Consider the following 19873-nt stretch of genomic DNA (forward strand, 5'->3'; position numbering starts at 1 on the left):
CCATGCCCGCCGGTGTGAACGTTCCCGTCCTGATCGGCGCGGTGCCGCTGTTCACGGTCACCAGCCTGTCCCTCAGCGAGGGGTACCAGGTGGCCAGGATCGCCGGCAGCCGCCTTGCCCAGCTCGTCGCGCCGACGACCAGATCGATCAGTGTGGAAGCCGTACTCGTCGGCAGGACCCGTCTGCTGTCCAAGAAGGGCCTGGAGGCGATGGCGCTCACCTCGCGTGTGCTGGCGGGCTCCACGGCGCCCTTGATGAAGGTGGCCGGGCTGCCGGTCGTCTGCGGGATGACCGTCAGCCTCGACATGCAGATCACCAGCCTGCGCTTCACCCAGTCCAACCAGAAGCGCGACGCCCTCGACGTCACCATCAGCCTCGAACAGGTCCCCCGCTCCAGCCTGACCGCGATGCTCGGGGAGGCCATGGACATCGCGCTCGCCGCCGGCTCCGTCGCGATCCCCAGCGTGAGCGAGATGATTTCTCCGGCCCGCCAGCTGGGAGGTGGACTATGACCACCGAACTCCTCTACCACCGGCTTCCGGTCGAGCCCGACGCGGGGCTTCCGCAGGTCTTCCGGTGCCCGGTGGGCGACATCGCCTACGACTTCGCCCTCTACGCCAACTTCGACGGGGGCGAGGACGATCCGCCCGAGACGCTGTACGACCTCGCGGAGTGGAGCCGGGTGCCCCAGCCGATCAAACCCGAACTGCAGCCCGTGCCCCCCGGCCACCTGGTGCTCAGGGTGACCGGCCCCGGCCCCGACGGCCCGCGCGTCCTCTTCCTGCGCAAGCTCGTTCCCGAGCCGGATCTCGTCCACGCGGCGGGACCGCTGGCGGTCAAGCTCGTAGAGGCGACGGTGGCCCGCGGCAACCTCAACGGAAGTGGCCACTACGGCTCCCGGATCGTGATCGGGGTGGCACAGCGATGGGTGTGATCCTCTGGTACCTGCTCGACTTCCCGATCCTGCGGCAGAAGATCTCGAACGACGCCCGCAGCGGGTCGGTGCTGGCCGACGCCGAGATCACCATCAAGTACGAGATCGGTGAACCGGGCACGTTCGACATCACCTTCGCGGACCTGCCTATCGACCTTCACAAGGCGCTGACGGCCGCTCTCGTGGAGAAGACCGGCCCCGAGGCCGGAGTCGACGTCGACATCCACCTCGGATACCTGGACGACCCCTCAGCGCAGGAAGTGGTGCTGTCGGGCAGAGTCGACGCGATCAAGTCGACGACCCGGTTCCCTCCGCTCGCCATGCGCCTCACCGGGTTCGAGGAGGCCGCGTACCGGCTGCTCAACCACACCGACCCACGCAGTAGTCCGTCCAGGGCCGCCTTTTCGAAGACCGAGACGACGCCCTACGAAGCGGCGGAGCACATCGCCGGGCTCGCCGGGGTCAAGACGGTGGGTCCGAAGGAACCCTGCGCCTACCTCCGCGAGATCAACAGGACCGGGAAGAACGCCTTCGCGCTGCTCAGAGCAATGGCCGATGGATGGGGGTACGAAATCCTCGTCCAGGACGGGGCGGTCCAGTGTGGGAAGACCCTCAGCCATCCGCCCGAGGAGAGCAGGTTCCCCGACATTCCCAAGGACGCGGTGCTCGCGGCCATGATGCTCAGCGAGGAATGCCTCGTCGCGCACAAGACGATGACCGTCGCCCGGCTGGCCGAGTTCAAACCCGCACAGCTGGAAGCGGTCGGCAAACAGGCTCTCACCACCGACTCGTCCGACCCGGCGAAGGTCGGGGTCTTCGACTTCACGGTGCTCGGCGTCCCCTCTCTACGGGCCGGGCAGATGGTGGCGGCCGGAGTGGAGGGCTACGAGAAGCCGCTCCGGGGCTTCCGTGTCCTGCAGCTGACCCACACGTTCTCGCCGCGGACCGGATACACGTGCTCCGGCCGCGCCGTGGAGTTCAGCATGGACGGCGGCAACCACCGGCGAAGTGAGCTCGCCCGCAAGGCGAGCGCCCACTCCATCGCCGACCTGATCGCAGGCAAGGCCCAGGAGCGTGCCACTGTCAACCCGTCCGTCGACGTCGGCCACGTGGACAAGGCGAACCCGGCCCAGCGGGTGGCGAGCGTGCTTGTCGGCCAGCGGCCCAACGAGGCCATGGCGTCGCCCAGCGTGGACGTGGCGGTCACGGGTGAGAACGGCGAACGGCACGACAAGCCTGTCGCGTCGCCCTTCGCCTGGCACAACGTCGGCCTGTCGGTCCCGGTGTACAGCGGTATGCGCGCACTCCTCAACCAGGTCAAGGACGACCCCGACGACACCGTGGTGACGGGATTCCTGTGGGCCAACGATCCCAAGGCGGACCGCCCGAAGTCCAAGGAGGGCGACTGGTGGCTCTGCCTGCCCACCGAGCTCACGAGCGGCTACTCGCCCAAGCCGACGGGCAAGGGCGTCAACGACCTGACCGCCGCGGACGGCCGCCGCGTCGTGGAGGCGATCGGGCTGAAGATCGCGATCGGCGAGAAAGCCTGCTCACCCGTCGGCGACCGCCCCACCGAAGGGGACGCCGAAGTCTTCCTGCTCACCCACAAGTCGGGGACCACCGTCAAGATCGACGCCGACGGCAACGTCACCGTCGATGGCGGAAGCCAGGACGTGGTGCTCAAGTCCGGGGGAGTGACCCTCACGATCGGCAAGGGGAAGGTGGCGATCAGCTGATGCCCCTCGTACTCGTCGAAGGCGCGATCATCCAGTGCACCCACCAGGGCAGGCTCACGTTCGCCGCCGGCGACCCGCGGGTCACCGTCAAGGGCAGAGGCGTCATTCTCGCCGGGAAGGAGAGCGGCCTCGTGTTCGGCTCGGCGGCCACCCCCGTACCGGGCATGATCACGCCCTGCACCGCGACCACTCCCGCCGGCCCCCAGCCCTGCGTCATCACCCCGGCGACCCCCGACGGATGGTCGAAGAAGCTGACCGTCGGCGGCACCCCGGTCCTGCTGGCCACGGCCTCCGGAGTCACCGCGAGCGGGCAGGGACCCGGACGGTGGACGGTGGAGATACCCGGCCAGAGCGTGCTGGAGGCCCTGTTATGACCGAGAACGAACCGCTGGAACGGCGCGACGGCCCTCCCGCCGGCGGCGCCGAGGCCGGAGACCGGCCCGGCGGGCAGACCGGAGACTTTCTCAGGGCCGGCGCTTCGCCGCCCCCCGCGACGCTCGCGACCGCCTTCGGCCCCTCGGCCGCCGTCCGCGAACTGGCCGCCGACATCCGCCCGTACCTGTCGCAAGAGGCCCCCCGGGAAGGCGCACCGAGCCTCGGCCGGAGCCTTGCCCTCGACGACGGGGATCTCGTCCTCGACGGACGCTCCCACGACCTCGCCCTCGTCGTCGGTGCCGATGCCCTGAGCCAGGCGCTGGAGCTGGGCGTCGCCACCCAGGCGGGCAGCGACCGGCTCAACACCCGGTTCGGCTTCGACCGCCTGGCAATCGGCGCCTACGCCCAGGACCTGCCCACGCGCAAGGAGTTCCTCACGATGGAGCTCGTGCGCTGCCTCAGCTCCGACTTCCGGGTCACCGACGTGCGCGAGGTGTTCTTCGACGACGACCCGCGCTATCTGGAGCTGCGGCCCGGACTCGACGAGGAGACCCATCGCCGGGAGGTGGCCGCCGCGCACGCGGCACGGGTCTACGCCGTCTACGCCGTCGTCGACACCGTCGCGAACACCACTCTCACCCTCCGAGCAAGGGGAACCCCATGACCTCCGAGGAACGGTTCGGCGTCGCCGAGGACGGGTTCGTAGTCAAGGGCATCGACCGGATCATCGCCGATCAGCAGACCCGCGCCCGAGCCATGTTCGGCGACGATGTCGACCTCACGTCCGGCAGCGCCCTGCGCAAGGTCCTGGACGCCGCCGCCTTCTCCAGCCATGAGCTGTGGCGGGCCCTGGAATCCCAGTACTACGGCACCTTCATCACCACCGCCGTGGGCCCCAGTCTGGACCTGCTCGGCCGCGATCTCGGACTGCGCCGCCGCGAACTGCGTGCCCGCGGGCCGGTCGGCCTGACGATCGCCCAGCCGGAAGTCGACCGTCGCTATGTCTTCCCGCAGGGCACGCTCATCGTGACCGTGCCCCCGCCCGGCGAGCGCATCCTGGCCTTCCGGAGCACACGGGCCGTCGTCCTCTCCACGGAGCAGCCGTCCGCCCCGGTCGAGGTCGAGGCCGTCGCGCGCGGCGCAGCGGGAAACATCCCGGCCGGCCGCGAGCTGCGGCTCGACCCCGAATGGGCCCGGCACAACCTCACCCTGGGCGCCGCCGAGGTGAAGCCCGTCGTTCAACAGACCTTCCACGACGGGAACCTCGGCGAGTCCGACGCCGTCTACCGCGCCCGTCTGCTCGGCGTTCCCCGCACCGTGTGGACCCAGGAAGCGCTGCTCGCCCAGGTGCTCGACGTGAACGGCGTGCGCGACGCGGCGATCTTCGACCCCCTCGGCGGGGTGGAGGCCACCCGTCGCTCCTTCGGAACCTTCCGCTTCGGCAGCCGCGCCTTCTCCAGGGAGCGCCAGACCGGCTCCCCCTACTTCTTCGACCTCGTCGTCGCCGCCGAGCCCGGCTGGCCCTGGAACAACGGCGAGGCGCTCGTCCCCGGCGTGTACGACGAGGTCCTCGACGTCGTACGGCAGTGGCGGCCGATATCGGTCTTCCCCGACATTCTCGCGGCCAACCAGGTCGACGTCGGGATACGCGCCACGCTGGTCGTCGAGGCGGGCCATGACGAGGAAGCCGTCAAGGGCGAGATACTCGACGCCGTACGAGCCTCCGTCAACCGGCTCCGGCTCGGACACGGCGTGCTCTACTCCGACATCGTCCTCAGCGCCCGCTCCGCCGCGGGCGTGGTGGACGTGCAGAGCCTGCGGCTGCGCCGCTTCGCCCCCGCCTTCGGGCAGACCTATTACGGCGGAGGCACCTACGGCGGTTCCCATGAACTGTCCGTGGGCGAGAACCTGGACCTCGCCCCCGACGAGATCGCCCGCTTCTCCGTGGATACCTCCATGGCCGACCTCCAGGTCGTGGTCACATGAGCACGACGAATTCCTCCGGCCTCACCCCCTTCCGTGACCCGCTGCCGGGCGGCGCCCTCGCCGTCATGCGGGACGCCCTCCCCGCCACGTACGACCGGGGGATGGAACGCATGACCGTTCCGCTCGACACCGCGCGGGGCGGCGGGAAGATCCGCGTCAGCGAGTACGGCTTCGCCGGCTACGAGCGCTTCTACGGCAAGCCGCCCGCCTCCCCCCGCTATCTGCTCGCCCCCCGGCAGGACGTCACCGAAACCCTCACTGTCCGGGTCTCCTTCACCCGGGAAAAGGGGGCGGCGCCGGAGCACGTGGACGTACGGATCCCGGCGGGCCACCCGGCCGGACGCGCCGTGACGATCCCGATCTCCGGCCGCGCGGCCGACGTCACCGACCGGCTGCAGCTCGTCGAACTCGCCCCCCTCGCCCCCGCCCGTACCTTCGGGACCGTCACCTGGGAAGTCACCGCGCTGCTCGGGAACATGGCCAAGCTGCTCTGGGTCATCGGCGCGGAACACGAGACCATCGCCGATCACCTCCGGGACGTGACGGCCCAGCGGAACACCGACACCGCCCACGGCGCCAGCCTGGACCTCCTCGGCCTCGACCTCGGCGCACCCCGCTTTCCGCCCCGGCCACATGCGGTGGACGCCGACACGACCGCGCTCTTCCACCTCGACGACGTCCCGCCGTCCGACGAGGACGAACCCCCGGATCCCGAAGCCGAGGTGACCACCGTCGTCGACGCCGCCGCGCCCGGCACACCCACCCGCCAGGGTCGCAACACGGGCGCCCACAGCGGCCGGGCGGGCCGCTTCGCGCACGCCTTCGGCTTCGGGCCGGGCAAGAGCCTCATCAGCGTCGACGACGCTCCGGTCTTCGCCCTCCCCGCCACCGCCTCCTTCACCGTCGAAGCGGTCGTGCGACCCGACCGGGCCACCACCGCGACGACCGGAGCAGTCGTCTCCAAACGCAAGAAGCTCAGCACCCTTGAGGACAAGGGCTGGTCCCTGACCGTGGGCACCTTCCGCGGCATCGACCACAACCTCCGCTTCTCCCTCTCCGACGGCAGCAACGAGGTCGACCTGTTCGCCGACCGCGACCTCGGCGACGGAGCCTTCCACCACATCGCGGGCGCGCTCGCCCGCGAGGGACCGACCGCCACCGTCCTGCTGTACCTCGACGGACAGGAGATGGCCCGCCGCACCACCGGCACCCCCCTCGGCGCACTGACCAGCACCGCCGATCTCGTGATCGGCCGGAGCACGGAGGTGCTGGACGACGGGGAGACCACCGCGCAGTACACGGGTCTGATCGAAGAGGTCCGGATCTCCGGCGCCGCCCGTGAGACCTTCGACCCGGTCACCGGCGAAGCCGATGAGCAGTACCGCCGCCGCCTCCGGATCTTCCACCGCTGGCTGCTGCCCACGGCCGACGGGGTCCAGACCGCGGTGAACACGGCGGCCGGAGCGATCGCCGTAGCTCCGGATGACCACGAGCCCTTCGAGGTGCGGGAACAGACCGGAGCCGTGGCCACGGGAGGTCACTCCCTGCGCGTCCTCCCGACGGAGCTCCTGGTGAGCCAGTCCGTCACCGCCGAGGGCGAATTCGGCACGCCGGAGGAGTCCGCCGTCGGCACCGCCGCTCGGGACGAACCCGACTTCGACCCCGCCTGGCTCATCAGCTGTCCGGACGCTCCAGGACTGACCTTCGCGGACGGCGAGGACAGCCACCGGATGCAACTCGTCGTCGTCCGCGCCCTGGACGCCCTGCGCGACCGCCTCGCCGGACTGGACCGGCCCACGCAACCGGACGCTACGGCCACCGGCTCGCTGCACGTCCTCAAGGCGTACGACGCCACCGCCACCGGCCTGCACGGCGTCGGGCGCGCCGTCCTCCTCACCCACGAGCCGGACATAGGCCCCAGGCAACTCGGCGCGCTCGCCCACGCGGCCGGATTCGGCTGGGTCCGGCACACCAGGGAGGGTCACATCTACGCCGCCCAGCCGCGCGGCGATGTCTTCCGTATCAGCACGGGACCCGTGGACGCGCCCTCCGGCCTGCCGGATGTCACGGAGGGCGGCGCACTCGTCCTCGGCATCGAGCCGGACCCCTCCCACCTCACCGATGCAGAGATCCGCTGGTCCGTCCTCCGCTCGGGAGCCGGTGACGCGGTCTTCCTGCCACGCGAGCCCGGCACCCTGCACGCCCTCGGCGCAGGCGACGTCTCGGTCCGGGTCGAGGTCGTGAGCCACGGCCACGTCGGCAGCGGCACCCGCCTGATCCGGATCGGCCTCTCCGACACTGCCCTCACGGCCGGACAGAGCATCAGCGGCACCGGTCGCCGCGACCCCGTCGAGGTGGCCGCGGCGGGGTCGCCCACCACCGACTTCGACCCGCACATGCTGCGCGTGTGCACAGATGACCTGACCCAGCCCCCACGCCACGTCGACTACGGCACCGAGCCCGGCAACCGGATGATGCAACGCGTCACCGCCGACGCCCTCGACCGGCTGCTCGACCTGCTCCCGGACGTGGCCGGTGACCTCAGGGTGCTCAAGTCGTACGTCCAGGTGGCGGAGGGCGAACCGCCTCCGGACGACGCCGCCGAAGCCGGCCCCGACATCGCTCTCCACGCACAGGGCCGGGCCCTGCGGCTCCGTCACCCCACGCTGACCGCCTCGGCCCTCGCGGCACGGGCCTTCGCGGCGGGCTTCGACCTCATCCGGATCGATGGACCCGGCGAGCCGGGCGGACCGGAGACCGTCCGCGTCGCTGTCGCCCCGGGCGAGCAGCTCTCGGTGACCGGTCCGAGCGAAGTCGACACCGAGGAGTCCGTCCTGTTCGAGGTCACCCCCGCCGCCGAACCCACTGCGGCCTGCTTCGCCGCCGACGGCTCACTCCTCTTCCTCGCCGAGCCGGGCACACACCGGATCACCTCCTTCGCCCTCAAGGCGGATTCGGGGCGCCCCGCTCCCGGGATTCGCCCGGGTACCTCACGCAGGGTCGCCCCCTTCCCAGGTGCTCTCGCCTTCGGCGGCGGACGCCTCTTCGTGGCACACGAACGGCTCAGTCGTATCTCGGTCCTGACTCCCGCGCACCTGGAGCCGGCCACCCCCTCGGAGCTCACCTGCCCCGGCCCCACAGCCCTGGCGACCGACACCAACCGGCTCTACGCCGGCTGCGGCGACAAGACTTTGCGTGCCTTCGCCCTGACGACCGGCGAGCAGACGACCCCGCTGCAACTGCCGGCCGTGCCGAAGTCCCTCGTGGTTGCCGCCGGCAGCCCCTTCCTGTTCGCCGTTCTGGACAACGGCCGATGGTGCCGCGTGGAACGCGCGACACTGACCCTGCGCGAGACCGTCGACACGGGCGACCCGAAGGCCCGCTCCGCCGCCGTCACGGCGGACGGGAACAAGCTGTACGTGATCTGCCCCGGAGCGGGTTCGGGCGGCGGCGGAGGCATCCGGGTCTACCGCCCGCCGGACCAGAATCCGACAGCTCTCATCGACGGCTTCCCCACAGGTGCCGAGCCGGTGGCGCTGAGCCTCAGCGGCGACGGGAAGCTGCTGTACGTGGCGACGGAGGGCTCGCCCTCGGCGACCGGCCGGGTACACCTCGTCGACGTCGCCACCGACCGCCGCCTGCCGCAGGTGTTCAGCCCAGGACGAGGCGGGACCGCCCTCGCCGCGAGCCCCTCCGGTGCCCCGTACCCGGCATGCCTCGTCATGGCTCCGCGCCACGGCGGCACCGTGCTCCTCGCCGATCCCGCACCTCTCGGTGAGCATCCGCCCGCCCCGCCGAGGCTCGACGCCGAGCTTCCTCTGGGCACCGGTATGGGCGAGGCACTTGCGTGGTCGTCCACTCCGGACGGCCACGGCACCGCCGAACCGGCGACGCCCGACGCCCCGGTGTGCGGGGTCGCCGGCCGCCTGCCCGGACGGGTCAGTATCCGGGCCACCTACCTCCCCGGTGAGGGGCTGCGGCCCTACCAGTGCGAGGTCCGGCTGAAGCCCGGACTGGAGTCGGAGCCCGGCGCGGCCGTCACGAAGGAGCAGTACGACCTGATCCTCAACGTCCTCAACTGGTTTCACCCTCTCGGCGTGGAATGCCGCACCGACCGCCTGCGGACCCTGGCTGGTCTCGACCCCGAGGAGACGGAACCGCCCCGTCTGTACACCTTCCCGACGTATCACGTCGCGGATCCCTTCTCATCGCCCTTCATCCACCTACGCAAGGACGACCGTCATGATTGAGCTCTACCGACCCCAGTTCAGCCACAAGGACTGGATCGACAACCGGGACCGTGTCCAAGCGGGCGGCGAGGATGGACTCAACCAGCGGTTCCACATGCTGGAGGAGGAGTTCGCCGGGCTGGCGCAGAACCAGATCAACAAGATCATCGACGCGTTGGGCGCACCGACGAGATTTCTCACACTCACCCCGGCCCTGGTGCGCTACACCGACGCCGGAGCCGAGCGGGCCGCCTGGTCGCAGGCCATCGACATGGTCGAGAAGCCCGACGGCAAGACCGAGGCGCACGGCTTCATGAACGTCGTACTTCCGGACGGTGCTCTTGTGCGGTCGCTGCTCGTGACCGGGACCAATGTGTCCAGCACAGGCACGCTGAAGGTGAGTCTCATCGGCCGTGACATCAAGAACAGCGGAGGCGGCACCAACGTCCTCGTCGAGTCCACGAATCTGGGCACTCCTGTCCAGCTGGACGGCGACGTGAAGATCTCGAACGAGTCGCGCCGCTACTACCTGAAGGTCGACGTCGACGGCGCGGAAGCGAACAAGGCGGTGAAGGTCTTCTGCGTCCGACTGGCCTACCAGTGACCGTCCGGAGCGCGCTTCGGCGCCCCGAGAGGAGACGACCATGTCAGCCGCGGGACCGATCACAGGACAGGACGAATCGAGTGGGTACACAGACCCGCAGGTGTTCGGTGTGTGGGGGGACAGCTCCGAGGGGAGCGGTGTCATCGGCAGCAGCGGGAACACGGGCACGGACGACGAACCGGTCGCTGGCGTGTTCGGCGACAACAAACAGGGCGGCGGCATAGGAGTCGTGGGCCGGTCCCAGAACGTCCAAGGGGGCACGGGCGTTTCCGGGATCAGCGAAAGCGGGGTCGGGGTGTCGGGCCTCGGCAAGGGAATCGGCCCCGGGGTGCTCGGTACCGGTGGTCAAGGCCCGGGCGTGAAGGGCAAGAGCGCCCAAGGGGCCGGGGTCTCGGGCGAGGGAGCTCCCAAGAGCCCCGGCGTCCTCGGCATCGGCAGTGAGGGCCCCGGAATGGAGGGCCGGAGCGGCCAGGGCGCGGGTGTGTCCGGCATAGCCACCGGGGCCGGTCCTGGGTTGCTCGGGTCCTCGACAGCCGGCCCCGGTGTGTCGGGCACGAGTGCCGGCGGCCCCGGCATCTCGGGCGAGGGCACCGGCACCGGCCCGGGGGTCACGGGCTCCGGCATCACCGGTCCAGGGGTCCAGGGATCCAGTGCGCAGAGCGACGGAGTCACGGGCAAGGGCGGCAGCAGGGGAGCGGGCGTCGTCGGCACGGCCACCGCCGGTCCCGGACTCTCCGGAACGAGTACGGAAGGTTCCGGAGTTTTCGGCCAGGCGGGCGGCACCTCCCCGGGAGTGGACGGAAATTCCCCGGCCGGACCGGGAGTGTCCGGCACGAGCACGGAAGGCCCCGGCGTCTCGGGCGCCAGCACGAAGGGCGACGGTGTCACCGGCGAGGGGAAGGGCAAGGGCGCGGGCGTCTCGGGCCGTGCAGCCGGCGGCCCGGGAGTCTCGGGTACCAGCACCAACGGCGCGGGCCTCCATGGGACGGGCGGCGGGGCCTCCGCCGGCGTCGAGGGCGTCGGCTCGTCCGGCGCGGGTGTGCTCGGTACGAGCACTCAGGGCGCCGGAGTCTCCGGCAGCAGCACGCAGGGGGTGGGCGTCACCGGGAAGGGCGGCGGTGCGAACGCCGGCGTGGAGGGAACAGGCGCCTCGGGTCCGGGCGTGTCCGGCACCAGTACTCAGGGCGTCGGCGTCACCGGTATCGGAGGCGGATCCAGCGCCGGAGTCGCCGGTACCGGCAGCGGCGGCGCCGGCCTCAAGGGCGTGAGCACCAGCGGTGCGGGCGTCCTCGCCGAGAGCACGAGCGGCGCGGGTGTCTCCGCGTCGAGCACACAGGGCACCGGCGTCTCGGGCACGAGTACGCAGGGCGTGGGAGTGTCCGGCAAGGGCGGTGGTGCGAGTCCCGGAGTACAGGGCACCGGCGGTGCCGGGCCCGGGCTGTCCGGGAGCAGTACGGGGAACGCCGGGGTGTTCGGCAAGGGCGGCGGCACGAATCCCGGCGTCGAGGGCACCTGCACGTTCGGTTCGGGCGTCCATGGCACCAGCGCCCAGGGCTACGGAGTCGAAGCGAATGGAGCCACCGGTCTGTACGCGACGGGGGCGTCGCGCGCCGCCTACCTGGACGGCGACGTCGTGATCACCGGAACACTGTTCGAAGGCGCGAACCGCATGAGGATCGACCACCCGATCCAGCCCGAGGACCGCTATCTGGTCCACGCCGCGGTCGTGTCCTCCGAGCTGAAGAACGTCTACGACGGCACTGCCGTCCTCGACGAGGACGGCAGCGCAACGGTCGAACTGCCCGATTGGTTCGAGTCGTTGAACGAGTCCTTCCGCTATCAGCTCACCGCCGTCGGCGCCCCGGCCCCCGGTCTCCACGTCAGCCGCCCCCTCGCCGACCACACGTTCGCGATCGCGGGGGGCGGGGCAGGCATCGAGGTCTGCTGGCAGATCACCGGGGTCCGCTGCGACGACTGGGCCCGGGCCAACCCGCTGACCACCGACGAGATCAAACCCGAGGAGGAGAAGGGATTCTTCGTGCACCCCGAACTGATCGGCGCCCCGGCGGACCGCTCCCTCTCCGCACTCGTGGCCCGGCCCGCGCCCGAGGAGAGGCCGGGTCCAGAGTGACCTGGGGCCGTGTGAGCCCTCGGACAACCGGTGACAGCTGACCGGAGGAGCCCGACCGATGCAGTCTCCGGACAACGCCCTTGACCTGCACGGGCAGGCAGGGAGCAGACGATCGGGGAGTGTGTCCACGTGCTTCGCACCATGTTCAAGTCCAAGGCCTGACCTCAGCCACTCAAGACCCCGACAGAGTCGAGCTCAGCAGATGAAGGCTTCTTAAACTGGTCGCGTTGAGCGATCGACTCGGTGAACACGCGGGCCATTACTTCGGCGGGCGCGTTCGTCAGGTTCCGTCCCGTGACCTGACTTGGGTCGTCGAGCGCGGCACGGAGGTGCTCCGGGACCGGGTGTCAGGTCCCGGTCCCGGAGCGGTCTCAGGGTTGGACGGTCAGGCGGTGACGTCCACGGTGGTGGCGAGAGGCAGGGTGTCCAGGCCATGGCCGGCGTGGACGGTGTAGCGGCCCGGGACGGTGGTCCAGGATGCGGTGGTGTCGTCCCAGATCTGGAAGCCGCGCTGCGGCAGGGTGATCTCCGCGACGGCTGACCCGCCGGGGGCGGCGGTGACGGAGGCGAAGCCTGCCAGCCACCTTTCGGGGCGCTCGATGCCCTGGTGGGTGCCGGCCGGGGCAAGGTAGACCTGGACGACCTCGCGACCGGTGCGGGCGCCGGTGTTGCGGACTTCGATCCGGACGCTGACCGTGTGGTCCGTGTCCCTGTGCGCCTTGATGGTCTCGTACGTCCAGTCGGTGTAACCGAGGCCGTGCCCGAACGGGTACGCGGGCGCGGCGGAGTGGTTCTGCCAGGCGCGGTAGCCGATGAAGATGCCTTCGTCGTAGGGCAGGACGCCGCCCTCGGGGGTGACACGGCTGACCGGTGCGTCTTCGAGGCGGGCGGGCCAGGTGGTGGGGAGCCGGCCGCCGGGCTCGCTCAGACCGAGGAGGACGTCGGCGAGGGCGGCACCGCCCTCCTGGCCGGGGAACCATGTGAGCAGGACGGCGGCGACGTCCTCGCGCCAGGGCATCTCGACCGGGGCGCCCGCGTTCACGACGACGACGGTTCGGGGGTTGGCCGCGGCGACGCGTGCGACGAGTTCGTCCTGGCGGCCGGGCAGGCGCAGGTCCGAGCGGTCGAAGCCCTCGGACTCGACGCGCTCGGTGGTGGCGACCACGACGATCGCTGTGCCGGCAGTCGAGGCGGCGGCGACCGCGTCCTCGATCAGTTGGTCGTCGTCGCGCTCGGGGTCGCGGTGGGAGAGGCCGAAGGTGACGCCGCGGATCGGGCCGTAGGAGACCTTGGGTTTGCGGTGGAGGAGGCTGACCTCGACCGTGCGTGCGGCCTCCAGGTCGATCGTGCCGCGCGGGACGGGGCGGCCGGTGAGCACCTCCATCGGGTCGCCGCCGTCACGGTCCGCGCCGTCGTACACCACCGTGCCGTTGACGGTGAGCCGGTAGGAGCCGGTGCCGCCGGTGCCGAAGTGGTGGGTGCCGCTGTCGCGGGGTGTGAAGGTGCCGATGATCTCCACCGACTCCAGGGCGTCGTAATCAACTCCGCCGGGCAGGGCCGAGTCCATCCAGCGGATCCGGCCGAGGGTGAGGGGCTGCTCGGCGAGGACGGTTCCGTGCGCGTCGCGGAGCACGGCCCGCAGGGTGAAGCCTTCGGTGGCGACTGCGAGTTGGTCGTCCGGGTCGGCGCCTGTCGCGTAAGTCAGCGCGACGTCGTCGGGCAGCGCCTCGCGCAGTCCCTCCAGTGGCGAGACGACACGGGTGGGGTAGACGGTCGCGGAGCCGCCGCCGAGGAAGCGGGCGTCCCGCGCCGCGCGGCCGATGAGCGCGACGCTGCGCAGGGCGGCCGGGTCCAGGGGAAGTATCCGGTTCTGATTTCGGAGCAGTACGACGGAGCGGGCGGCGATCTCCCGGGCCACAGCCCGGCCGTCGAGGGGTGCGGGGCGCCCGTCCTCGGGGACGACGGGGGCCGCGCCATCGAGGAGGCCGAGGCGTGCCGTGAGCAGCAGGACATGACGTACGGCGGTGTCCACCGTCTCCTCGGCCACCCGCCCATCTCTCACAGCGGCGGCCAGAGCGGGCCCGAAGACCGTGAGCGGGCCTGGCATGGCCACGTCCAGGCCGCCTTCGATGGCGGCAAGGGTGTCGCGGGCGGCCAGCCAGTCGGAGACGACGACGCCGTCGTAGCCCCACTCCTCGCGCAGAACGCCGACCTGGAGATCCCGATGCTCGGACATGGTGGAGCCGTTGACGCCGTTGTACGCGGACATCAGCGCCCAGGGGTGGGCGGCGGCGATGATCTCCTCGAACGGCGCGAGGTACAGCTCACGCAGGGCTCGTTGTGAAACGCGGTTGTCTACGGTGAAGCGTTCGGTCTCGGCGTCGTTGGCGACGAAGTGCTTGGCCGTGGCGGCGACTCCGCTCTCCTGGACACCGGTCACGTAACCCGTGCCGATGCGGGCGGTGAGCAGGGGATCTTCGGAGTAGGACTCGAAGTGCCGGCCGCCCAGCGGGGAGCGGTGCAGGTTGACGGTGGGCGCGAGCAGCACATGCACGCCCTTGCGGTGGGCCTCCTGGGCAAGGACCCGGCCGGCCTGCCGGGCGAGCTCCGGATCCCAGGTCGCCGCGAGCGCGGTCGGGCTGGGCAGGGCGAGGGACGGATCGTCGGCGCTCCAGGCGACGCCCCGCACGCCGACCGGCCCGTCCGACATCACCAGGGACTCCAGACCGATCTCAGGCAGTGCGGGCAGGGACCACAGGTCCTGGCCCGCGAGGAGCCTGGTCTTGGCATCGAGGCCGAGGCGGGCCAGCGCCGCATTGACGAGGGGCGTGTAGTCAGGGTGTTCCACGGTCACGACTTCCTTGCTGGGGTGGGTGGTCGACCGACACGGGCCGGCCGGCTCGGTACGGCTATGCGCGTGGGGGAGGGGCGGGATCCGCGGGCGCAGCGGCCGGCATCAGGAGCTCGTGGTCCTGGCGGTGCTCGCGCGGCGGACCAGTTCGGCCTGGACCGCGGCAGCGTCGCGGGGGTAGGTCCGGTAGAGGAAGCTGATGAGGGCGCCGTTGACGAGCATCAGGACGACCACGAGCCACAGGAACGCAACCTGCAGGCCGAGAGCGTCGCCGAGGTAGCCGACAAGTACGGTGGTGCAGGCCCAGCCGGCCGCCTCGGCCGAGAGCATCAGCGCGAACGCGGCGCCACGCAGCTCCGGCAGCGTTGTCGACATGACCAGTGGCCTGTTGATGCCGGGGGTGGAGCCCTGGATGGCGGCGAGTACGCCGAACAGGACGAAGTGCATCGCCAGGGTCTGCCAGGTGAACTGGGTGACGAAATAGGCAACCACGGCGTAGGCGATGACGGTGAACTGCAGAGCCATGACCCGGCCGGTACGGGGTTTGCGAAGGTGGACCCGGTCGGTGACCATGCCGCCCAGGATCGTCCCCGCCAAGTAGGCGGCAGAGAACGGTACGGTCAGGAAGGAGGCTTCGGCGTTGGTGAAGCCTCGTTCGTCGACGAGGAACGTCACTCCGAAGCTGATGATCACGAACTGGCCGTTCACCACCCGCTGCAGACAGATCAGCATCAGAGTGCGGTTGCGCAGCAGTTCGCGCACCCGCGCCCAGGTCAGCGTGTGGTTGCCACGGGACGTGGGGGCGGCGGAGCTGAGTTGGGGCTCGGACGCACCGACACCTGGGTCACGGAGGAACAGCAGGACCAGGATGCCGAACAGCACCTGGATCGAACCCGCGACGAAGAAGCCGTACCGCCAGCCGTCCTCCACGTCCGAGAGCCGCCCGAGGAGCGGCCCTGCGAGACCGGTGCCGAGCGCGGCGAGACCGTACAGGTACCCGGCGGCCCTGCCGCGCGTCTTGTCGTCGAAGAGGTCGGACAGAAGGGCGTTGACCAGCGGGCCACCACCGGCGACACCAGCGGCGGAGATCGTGAACAGCACCAGCAACTGGACATAGTTCTGCGCGAACCCCGACCCGATCGTCCACACGCCCCACAGGCCGCAGCAGACGGCGAGGACGTTCTTGCGCGGGTAGCGCTGCGCCACCGCCACCCACACGGGGCCGAAGATCACCCCCGCCAGTTTGCCGACACCGACGAGTACGCCGAGTGCGGCCAAGGGCAGGCCGAGCGCCGTCCGCAGGGCGGGAAACAAGACCGAGACGACGCTGGACTCGCTGTTGTCCACGCTCGACAATCCGCTCAGCAGGGCGAGTTGACGCCAGCGTCGCGGCTTCTTGCCAGAGGTGTCCGTGAGGTGCGCGGTGTAGGGCTGAGGTATCGGGGGTGGTGCGGCTTCGGTCGGCATCAAGCGACTCCTTCGTCGGTGCCGGGGCGGAGGCGAGGCTCAGCGGGGCTGCACGGACTCCTGGTCGCGTGTCTGCAGCAACCGCGTCCAGCGCTGGAGGAGTTCTGCGGTACGCGGCCGGTCGGGGGCGTGCCAGGAGACGGGCACGTTCAGCACGGCGAGGCGTTCTTCGAGGTCTTCGGCCAGGTGCGCCCGGTCGGTGTCGCGCAGGTGCTGGGCATAGCGGACGGGGTCGTTGTAGTACGTGGGGCCGGTCTGCAGGGTGGTCTGCATCGGGTCGGGCAGGGCTCCGGGGCGGCCCGCGTACTTGTGCCACCACTCGGCGAGGTGGGAGCGCATGGTGGTCGCGAGCTCAGGTTCCGCCTCCACCAGGTCGGTGGTCAGGAACGGGTCCTCGGCGACGTGGAAGAGCTGCTCCCACTCGGCTCGGAAGGACCCCGGGTGGTAGGTGCGGATGTAGAGGTGGTCGCGGGTGCGTACGGACCGCTGGTAGGTGTGCGCGCCGTGTCCGAGGACCAGGTACTCACGTGAGTCCATCCCTTCTCCGCGTACCGCTGCGGCGAAGGACTCGCCCTGCCAGCCCGCCGGGACGTCCAGGCCGAGCAGGTCGCACAGGCTCGGCGCGAGGTCGATGTTGTAGAGGAGCGCGTCGTTGCGCCGCGCCTCGTCCGGGAGTTGGTCGGTGACGCCGGGCCAGTACACGACCAGCGGCAGCCGGTGCGTGGGCTCGTTGGCCAGGCCGTGTTCCGCGTACGAGCCCTGTTCGCCGAACGACTCTCCGTGGTCGGCGCTGACGATCACGGCAGTGTCCTCAGCGATTCCCAACTCGCCGAGTGCCGCCATGAGTTGGCCGAAGTGGTGGTCCCAGTAGGAGACGGCGCCGTCGTAGCCGTTGATCAGGTGCTCGAAGTCGGCGCGGGAGCGGATCGCGTCAGGCATGTTGTGCGGGACGGGCGATCCCGCCGGGCCCTTCAGGGAGTAGTGCAGGTCGAGGGCGCTGCGCGGCCCGTAGATCTCCGCGTGCGAGGTGATGGTCTCCTCGTCGGGCCACTCCTGCACCGGCCCCGAGGCGGCCATCCTCTCGGTCCACTCGGCAGGCTGGGTGTAGTTGGTGTGCGGGTCCCAGTAGGTGAGATGCAGGTACCAGTTGTCCTCGTCGGCGTGGCGGCGGAGCCAGTCGATGGCCGCGCGGTTGACGTCCTGGGCCTCCTCGTCGCCGAAGCGGTCGGTTGCGCGGATCGCCTCGCGGAAGTTGGCATGGAAGAAGTACGCACGGTGCCGCTCGGCGAAGACGGAGACGGCGGCGGTGTAGTACCCGCCCAGGCCGAGGCGCTGCCCGAGCAGCGGGCGGTCGGGCTCGGGCCCGTGGCCGGCATCGAGCCGGAACTGTGCGGCGGGCCCGAAGTGGCCGACGACGCCGTTGGTGATGCCGAACTGCCCGCTGGTCAGTGCCGTGCGCGAGGGCAGGCAGGGGGAGTCGGAGCAGTAGTAGCGGTCGAAGGTGACCGCCTTGTTGGCCAGCTTCTGCAAGTTGGGGGTGGTGGGGCGGTGGTAGCCGTACGGGGTGGTGTGGTCGGCACGGAGGGTGTCCACGTCGACGTAGATGATGCGCATGCGGAACTCCAGGCAGGCGGGGCAGGGGGGTGAGGGCCCGGGGGCTGCTTTTGGGTACGCTTCGCCGCGGACTCGCCGACGGCAGCCCGAAGAGAGAAGGGACAGGGACAGGTGCAGGGGCGGGGCGGTCAGCAGCCGGTCACGGCAGGTGGTTCTGCATGCCGGTGGTGGGGGCCGAGGGGGGCGTTCAGCGGTCGTGGCGCTCTGGGTGCTGCCCTTCCACACGTCGGGCGACGTGAGCCTCAAGGCGAACCTTGGTCAGCTGGAGCCAGGCGATGTACGCGGCGACGGACGCGTAGCCGTTCTCGTGGGCCATGGTGTGGACCTCGCGGGCCCAGGCCGGGTCCAGCTCGGGAATCTGCGCCTCGTAGGTGAAGGGCAGCGGCGCGACCGGCGAGACGGCGTCGTGCTTGAGGCGGTACTCCAGCTCCGTGCTGACGACCGCGAGTGCGATCTCGGGGCCGAGCTGACCGCCGAAGATGAATCGCAGCTTGAAGTCGGAATCCATCGGACGAGGCGACGGCTCGAACGGTGAGCGCGCCCACTCCAGGAGCGCCGAGCGGCCCCCTTCGGTCATCCTGTACACCTTGGCGTCGGGGCGTCCTTCGCGCGGGTCGACCTCGAAGCCGACCCAGTCACGCTCCACCAGCTTGGCCAGCCTGCGGTAGATCTGCGGCAGCTGCACGCCGTAGCCGATGTACCGGCCCGAACTCTGCATCCACTGCCGCAGGTCGTAGCCCGAGAGGGGGCGCAGAGCCAGCGCGCCGAGAATCACAAAGTCGAGATGCATCCGTACCGCCTATGTTCCTAGGAACTGATGCGTCACAGGTTCACCCGCCGACCGGAGGGTGTCAAGAGGTCTTCATGCGGGAGCAACGCAACGGAAACCTGCGTGTCCGCTGGAACTGTCAGGGCTGTTGGCGGTGCGGGCGGCGACCCGGTAGCGGTTGCAGTAGGACCTGTGGCACATGTGGGAGCCGCCGCGGATGACCTTGTCGGTGCCGGTCTCCGGGCCCTGGGGGCCGACCAGCGGGCGGGCTGCGCCGTGGTCGGTGGTCCACCAGTCGGCGCACCACTCCCAGACGTTCCCGGACATGTTGTGGAGCCCGTAGCCGTTGGCCTGGAAGGCGTCGACGGGGGCCGTGCCGCGGTGGCCGTCCTCAGCGGTGTTCTTCGCCGGGAACTGTCCACGCCAGATGTTGCACCGGTACGTCCCGCCTGCGTCGAGCTCGTCCCCCCACGGGTAGCGCTTCTGCTCCAGGCCGCCGCGCGCCGCGTACTCCCACTCGGCCTCGGTGGGCAGCCGCTTGCCTGCCCAGCTCACGTACCGGGCCGCATCGTTCCAGGACACGTGCACCACGGGGTGGTGAGCGCGTCCGACGACCGTGCTTCCGGGCCCCTCGGGCCGGTCCCATGTGGCACCTTCGACCCCGCACCACCAGGGCGTACGCTCCGGCCTCGGTGCGCCGCGCCGCAGGGCCGCGGGCAGGAAGCCGGCGAACACGTACGACCAGCCGATCTGCTCCGCGTCGGTGCGATATCCGGTGTCGGCGACGAAGTCCGCGAACCGGTCGTTGGTCACCGCGAAGGCGTCGATACGGAACGGGGCGAGCCGGACGGAACGTACCGGCCCCTCCCCGTCGTTCGGGAAGCCTTCCGCGTCCTGGGCGCCCATCAGGAACTCGCCCCCGGGCAGCAGCACCATCCCGTCCAGGGGACGGCCCGGCGAGGCCGACGGTGCGGGAAGGGCCTCGAGCCGGACGGTGGACGTGCCCCCGCCAGAGGGCATGCAGCAGCGGGGCGGAGGGGTGGCATCGCTCATGAGGGTTGGCTCCTTCCGGTGGGGCCGAGGGCTACTGCACCCGGCTCATATGTTCTAACGTACACAGGTCGCCGGATGGCACCTCTCTGTCAGAGAGGGACAGCGCCACCGGCAGCCCGCCATC

14 protein-coding genes are annotated in these 19873 nt (G+C 70.6%); 9 read left to right on the forward strand and 5 right to left on the reverse strand.

From position 1 onward, the window contains the following. Positions 1–2 precede the first annotated feature (2 nt). Genes ACIOEW_RS09405 through ACIOEW_RS09445 form a run of 9 tightly spaced genes read left to right on the forward strand, consistent with a single transcriptional unit; the run spans position 3 to position 11995 of the window. On the forward strand, positions 3–512 hold the full coding sequence (locus ACIOEW_RS09405) for a hypothetical protein (protein WP_401962892.1): 510 nt from the start codon (positions 3–5) through the stop codon (positions 510–512). Next, positions 509–934 carry a hypothetical protein gene (locus ACIOEW_RS09410; RefSeq protein WP_401962894.1) on the forward strand — a complete coding sequence of 142 codons (426 nt, stop codon included), beginning with the start codon at positions 509–511 and terminating at the stop codon, positions 932–934. The genes ACIOEW_RS09405 and ACIOEW_RS09410 overlap by 4 nt, the downstream gene beginning before the upstream one ends. Next, positions 925–2670 (forward strand): hypothetical protein, encoded by a 1746-nt coding sequence (locus ACIOEW_RS09415; RefSeq protein ID WP_401962897.1) that lies wholly within the window; start codon positions 925–927, stop codon positions 2668–2670. The genes ACIOEW_RS09410 and ACIOEW_RS09415 overlap by 10 nt, the downstream gene beginning before the upstream one ends. Then, positions 2670–3044, forward strand: a complete 375-nt coding sequence (locus tag ACIOEW_RS09420) for a hypothetical protein (protein ID WP_401962900.1) — start codon at positions 2670–2672, stop codon at positions 3042–3044. The genes ACIOEW_RS09415 and ACIOEW_RS09420 overlap by 1 nt, the downstream gene beginning before the upstream one ends. Continuing rightward, positions 3041–3709 carry a hypothetical protein gene (locus ACIOEW_RS09425; protein WP_401962902.1) on the forward strand — a complete coding sequence of 223 codons (669 nt, stop codon included), beginning with the start codon at positions 3041–3043 and terminating at the stop codon, positions 3707–3709. The genes ACIOEW_RS09420 and ACIOEW_RS09425 overlap by 4 nt, the downstream gene beginning before the upstream one ends. Continuing rightward, entirely contained in the window at positions 3706–5031 is a 1326-nt protein-coding gene (locus ACIOEW_RS09430; RefSeq protein ID WP_401962905.1) for a baseplate J/gp47 family protein, read from the forward strand. The genes ACIOEW_RS09425 and ACIOEW_RS09430 overlap by 4 nt, the downstream gene beginning before the upstream one ends. Continuing rightward, the gene (locus ACIOEW_RS09435; RefSeq protein ID WP_401962908.1) at positions 5028–9281 is read left to right on the forward strand and encodes a LamG-like jellyroll fold domain-containing protein; all 4254 of its coding nucleotides are present in this window, start codon (positions 5028–5030) and stop codon (positions 9279–9281) included. The genes ACIOEW_RS09430 and ACIOEW_RS09435 overlap by 4 nt, the downstream gene beginning before the upstream one ends. Continuing rightward, on the forward strand, positions 9274–9864 hold the full coding sequence (locus tag ACIOEW_RS09440) for a hypothetical protein (protein ID WP_401962910.1): 591 nt from the start codon (positions 9274–9276) through the stop codon (positions 9862–9864). Before ACIOEW_RS09435 ends, ACIOEW_RS09440 begins: the two co-directional genes overlap by 8 nt. A gap of 40 nt (positions 9865–9904) precedes the next feature. Continuing rightward, the gene (locus tag ACIOEW_RS09445) at positions 9905–11995 is read left to right on the forward strand and encodes a beta strand repeat-containing protein (RefSeq protein ID WP_401962913.1); all 2091 of its coding nucleotides are present in this window, start codon (positions 9905–9907) and stop codon (positions 11993–11995) included. Between the two features lie 385 nt (positions 11996–12380). Here ACIOEW_RS09445 and ACIOEW_RS09450 read toward each other — a convergent pair whose 3' ends face one another. From ACIOEW_RS09450 to ACIOEW_RS09470, 5 genes are all read right to left on the reverse strand, one after another. Then, the gene (locus ACIOEW_RS09450; protein WP_401962916.1) at positions 12381–14849 is read right to left on the reverse strand and encodes a beta-glucosidase H; all 2469 of its coding nucleotides are present in this window, start codon (positions 14847–14849) and stop codon (positions 12381–12383) included. A gap of 102 nt (positions 14850–14951) precedes the next feature. After that, entirely contained in the window at positions 14952–16313 is a 1362-nt protein-coding gene (locus tag ACIOEW_RS09455; RefSeq protein WP_401962918.1) for an MFS transporter, read from the reverse strand. Between the two features lie 39 nt (positions 16314–16352). Then, complete coding sequence (locus tag ACIOEW_RS09460; protein ID WP_362554906.1) at positions 16353–17927, reverse strand: sulfatase; 1575 nt, start codon at positions 17925–17927, stop codon at positions 16353–16355. 187 nt (positions 17928–18114) lie between these two features. Beyond that, positions 18115–18717: a PadR family transcriptional regulator gene (locus tag ACIOEW_RS09465; protein ID WP_362554908.1), complete on the reverse strand. Its 603-nt coding sequence runs from the start codon at positions 18715–18717 to the stop codon at positions 18115–18117. Positions 18718–18789: 72 nt separating this feature from the next. Beyond that, positions 18790–19749: a formylglycine-generating enzyme family protein gene (locus tag ACIOEW_RS09470; RefSeq protein ID WP_401962921.1), complete on the reverse strand. Its 960-nt coding sequence runs from the start codon at positions 19747–19749 to the stop codon at positions 18790–18792. Between the last annotated feature and the right edge of the window lie 124 nt (positions 19750–19873).

The organism is Streptomyces sp. NPDC087901 (genome assembly GCF_044742205.1).
Lineage (GTDB): Bacteria > Actinomycetota > Actinomycetes > Streptomycetales > Streptomycetaceae > Streptomyces.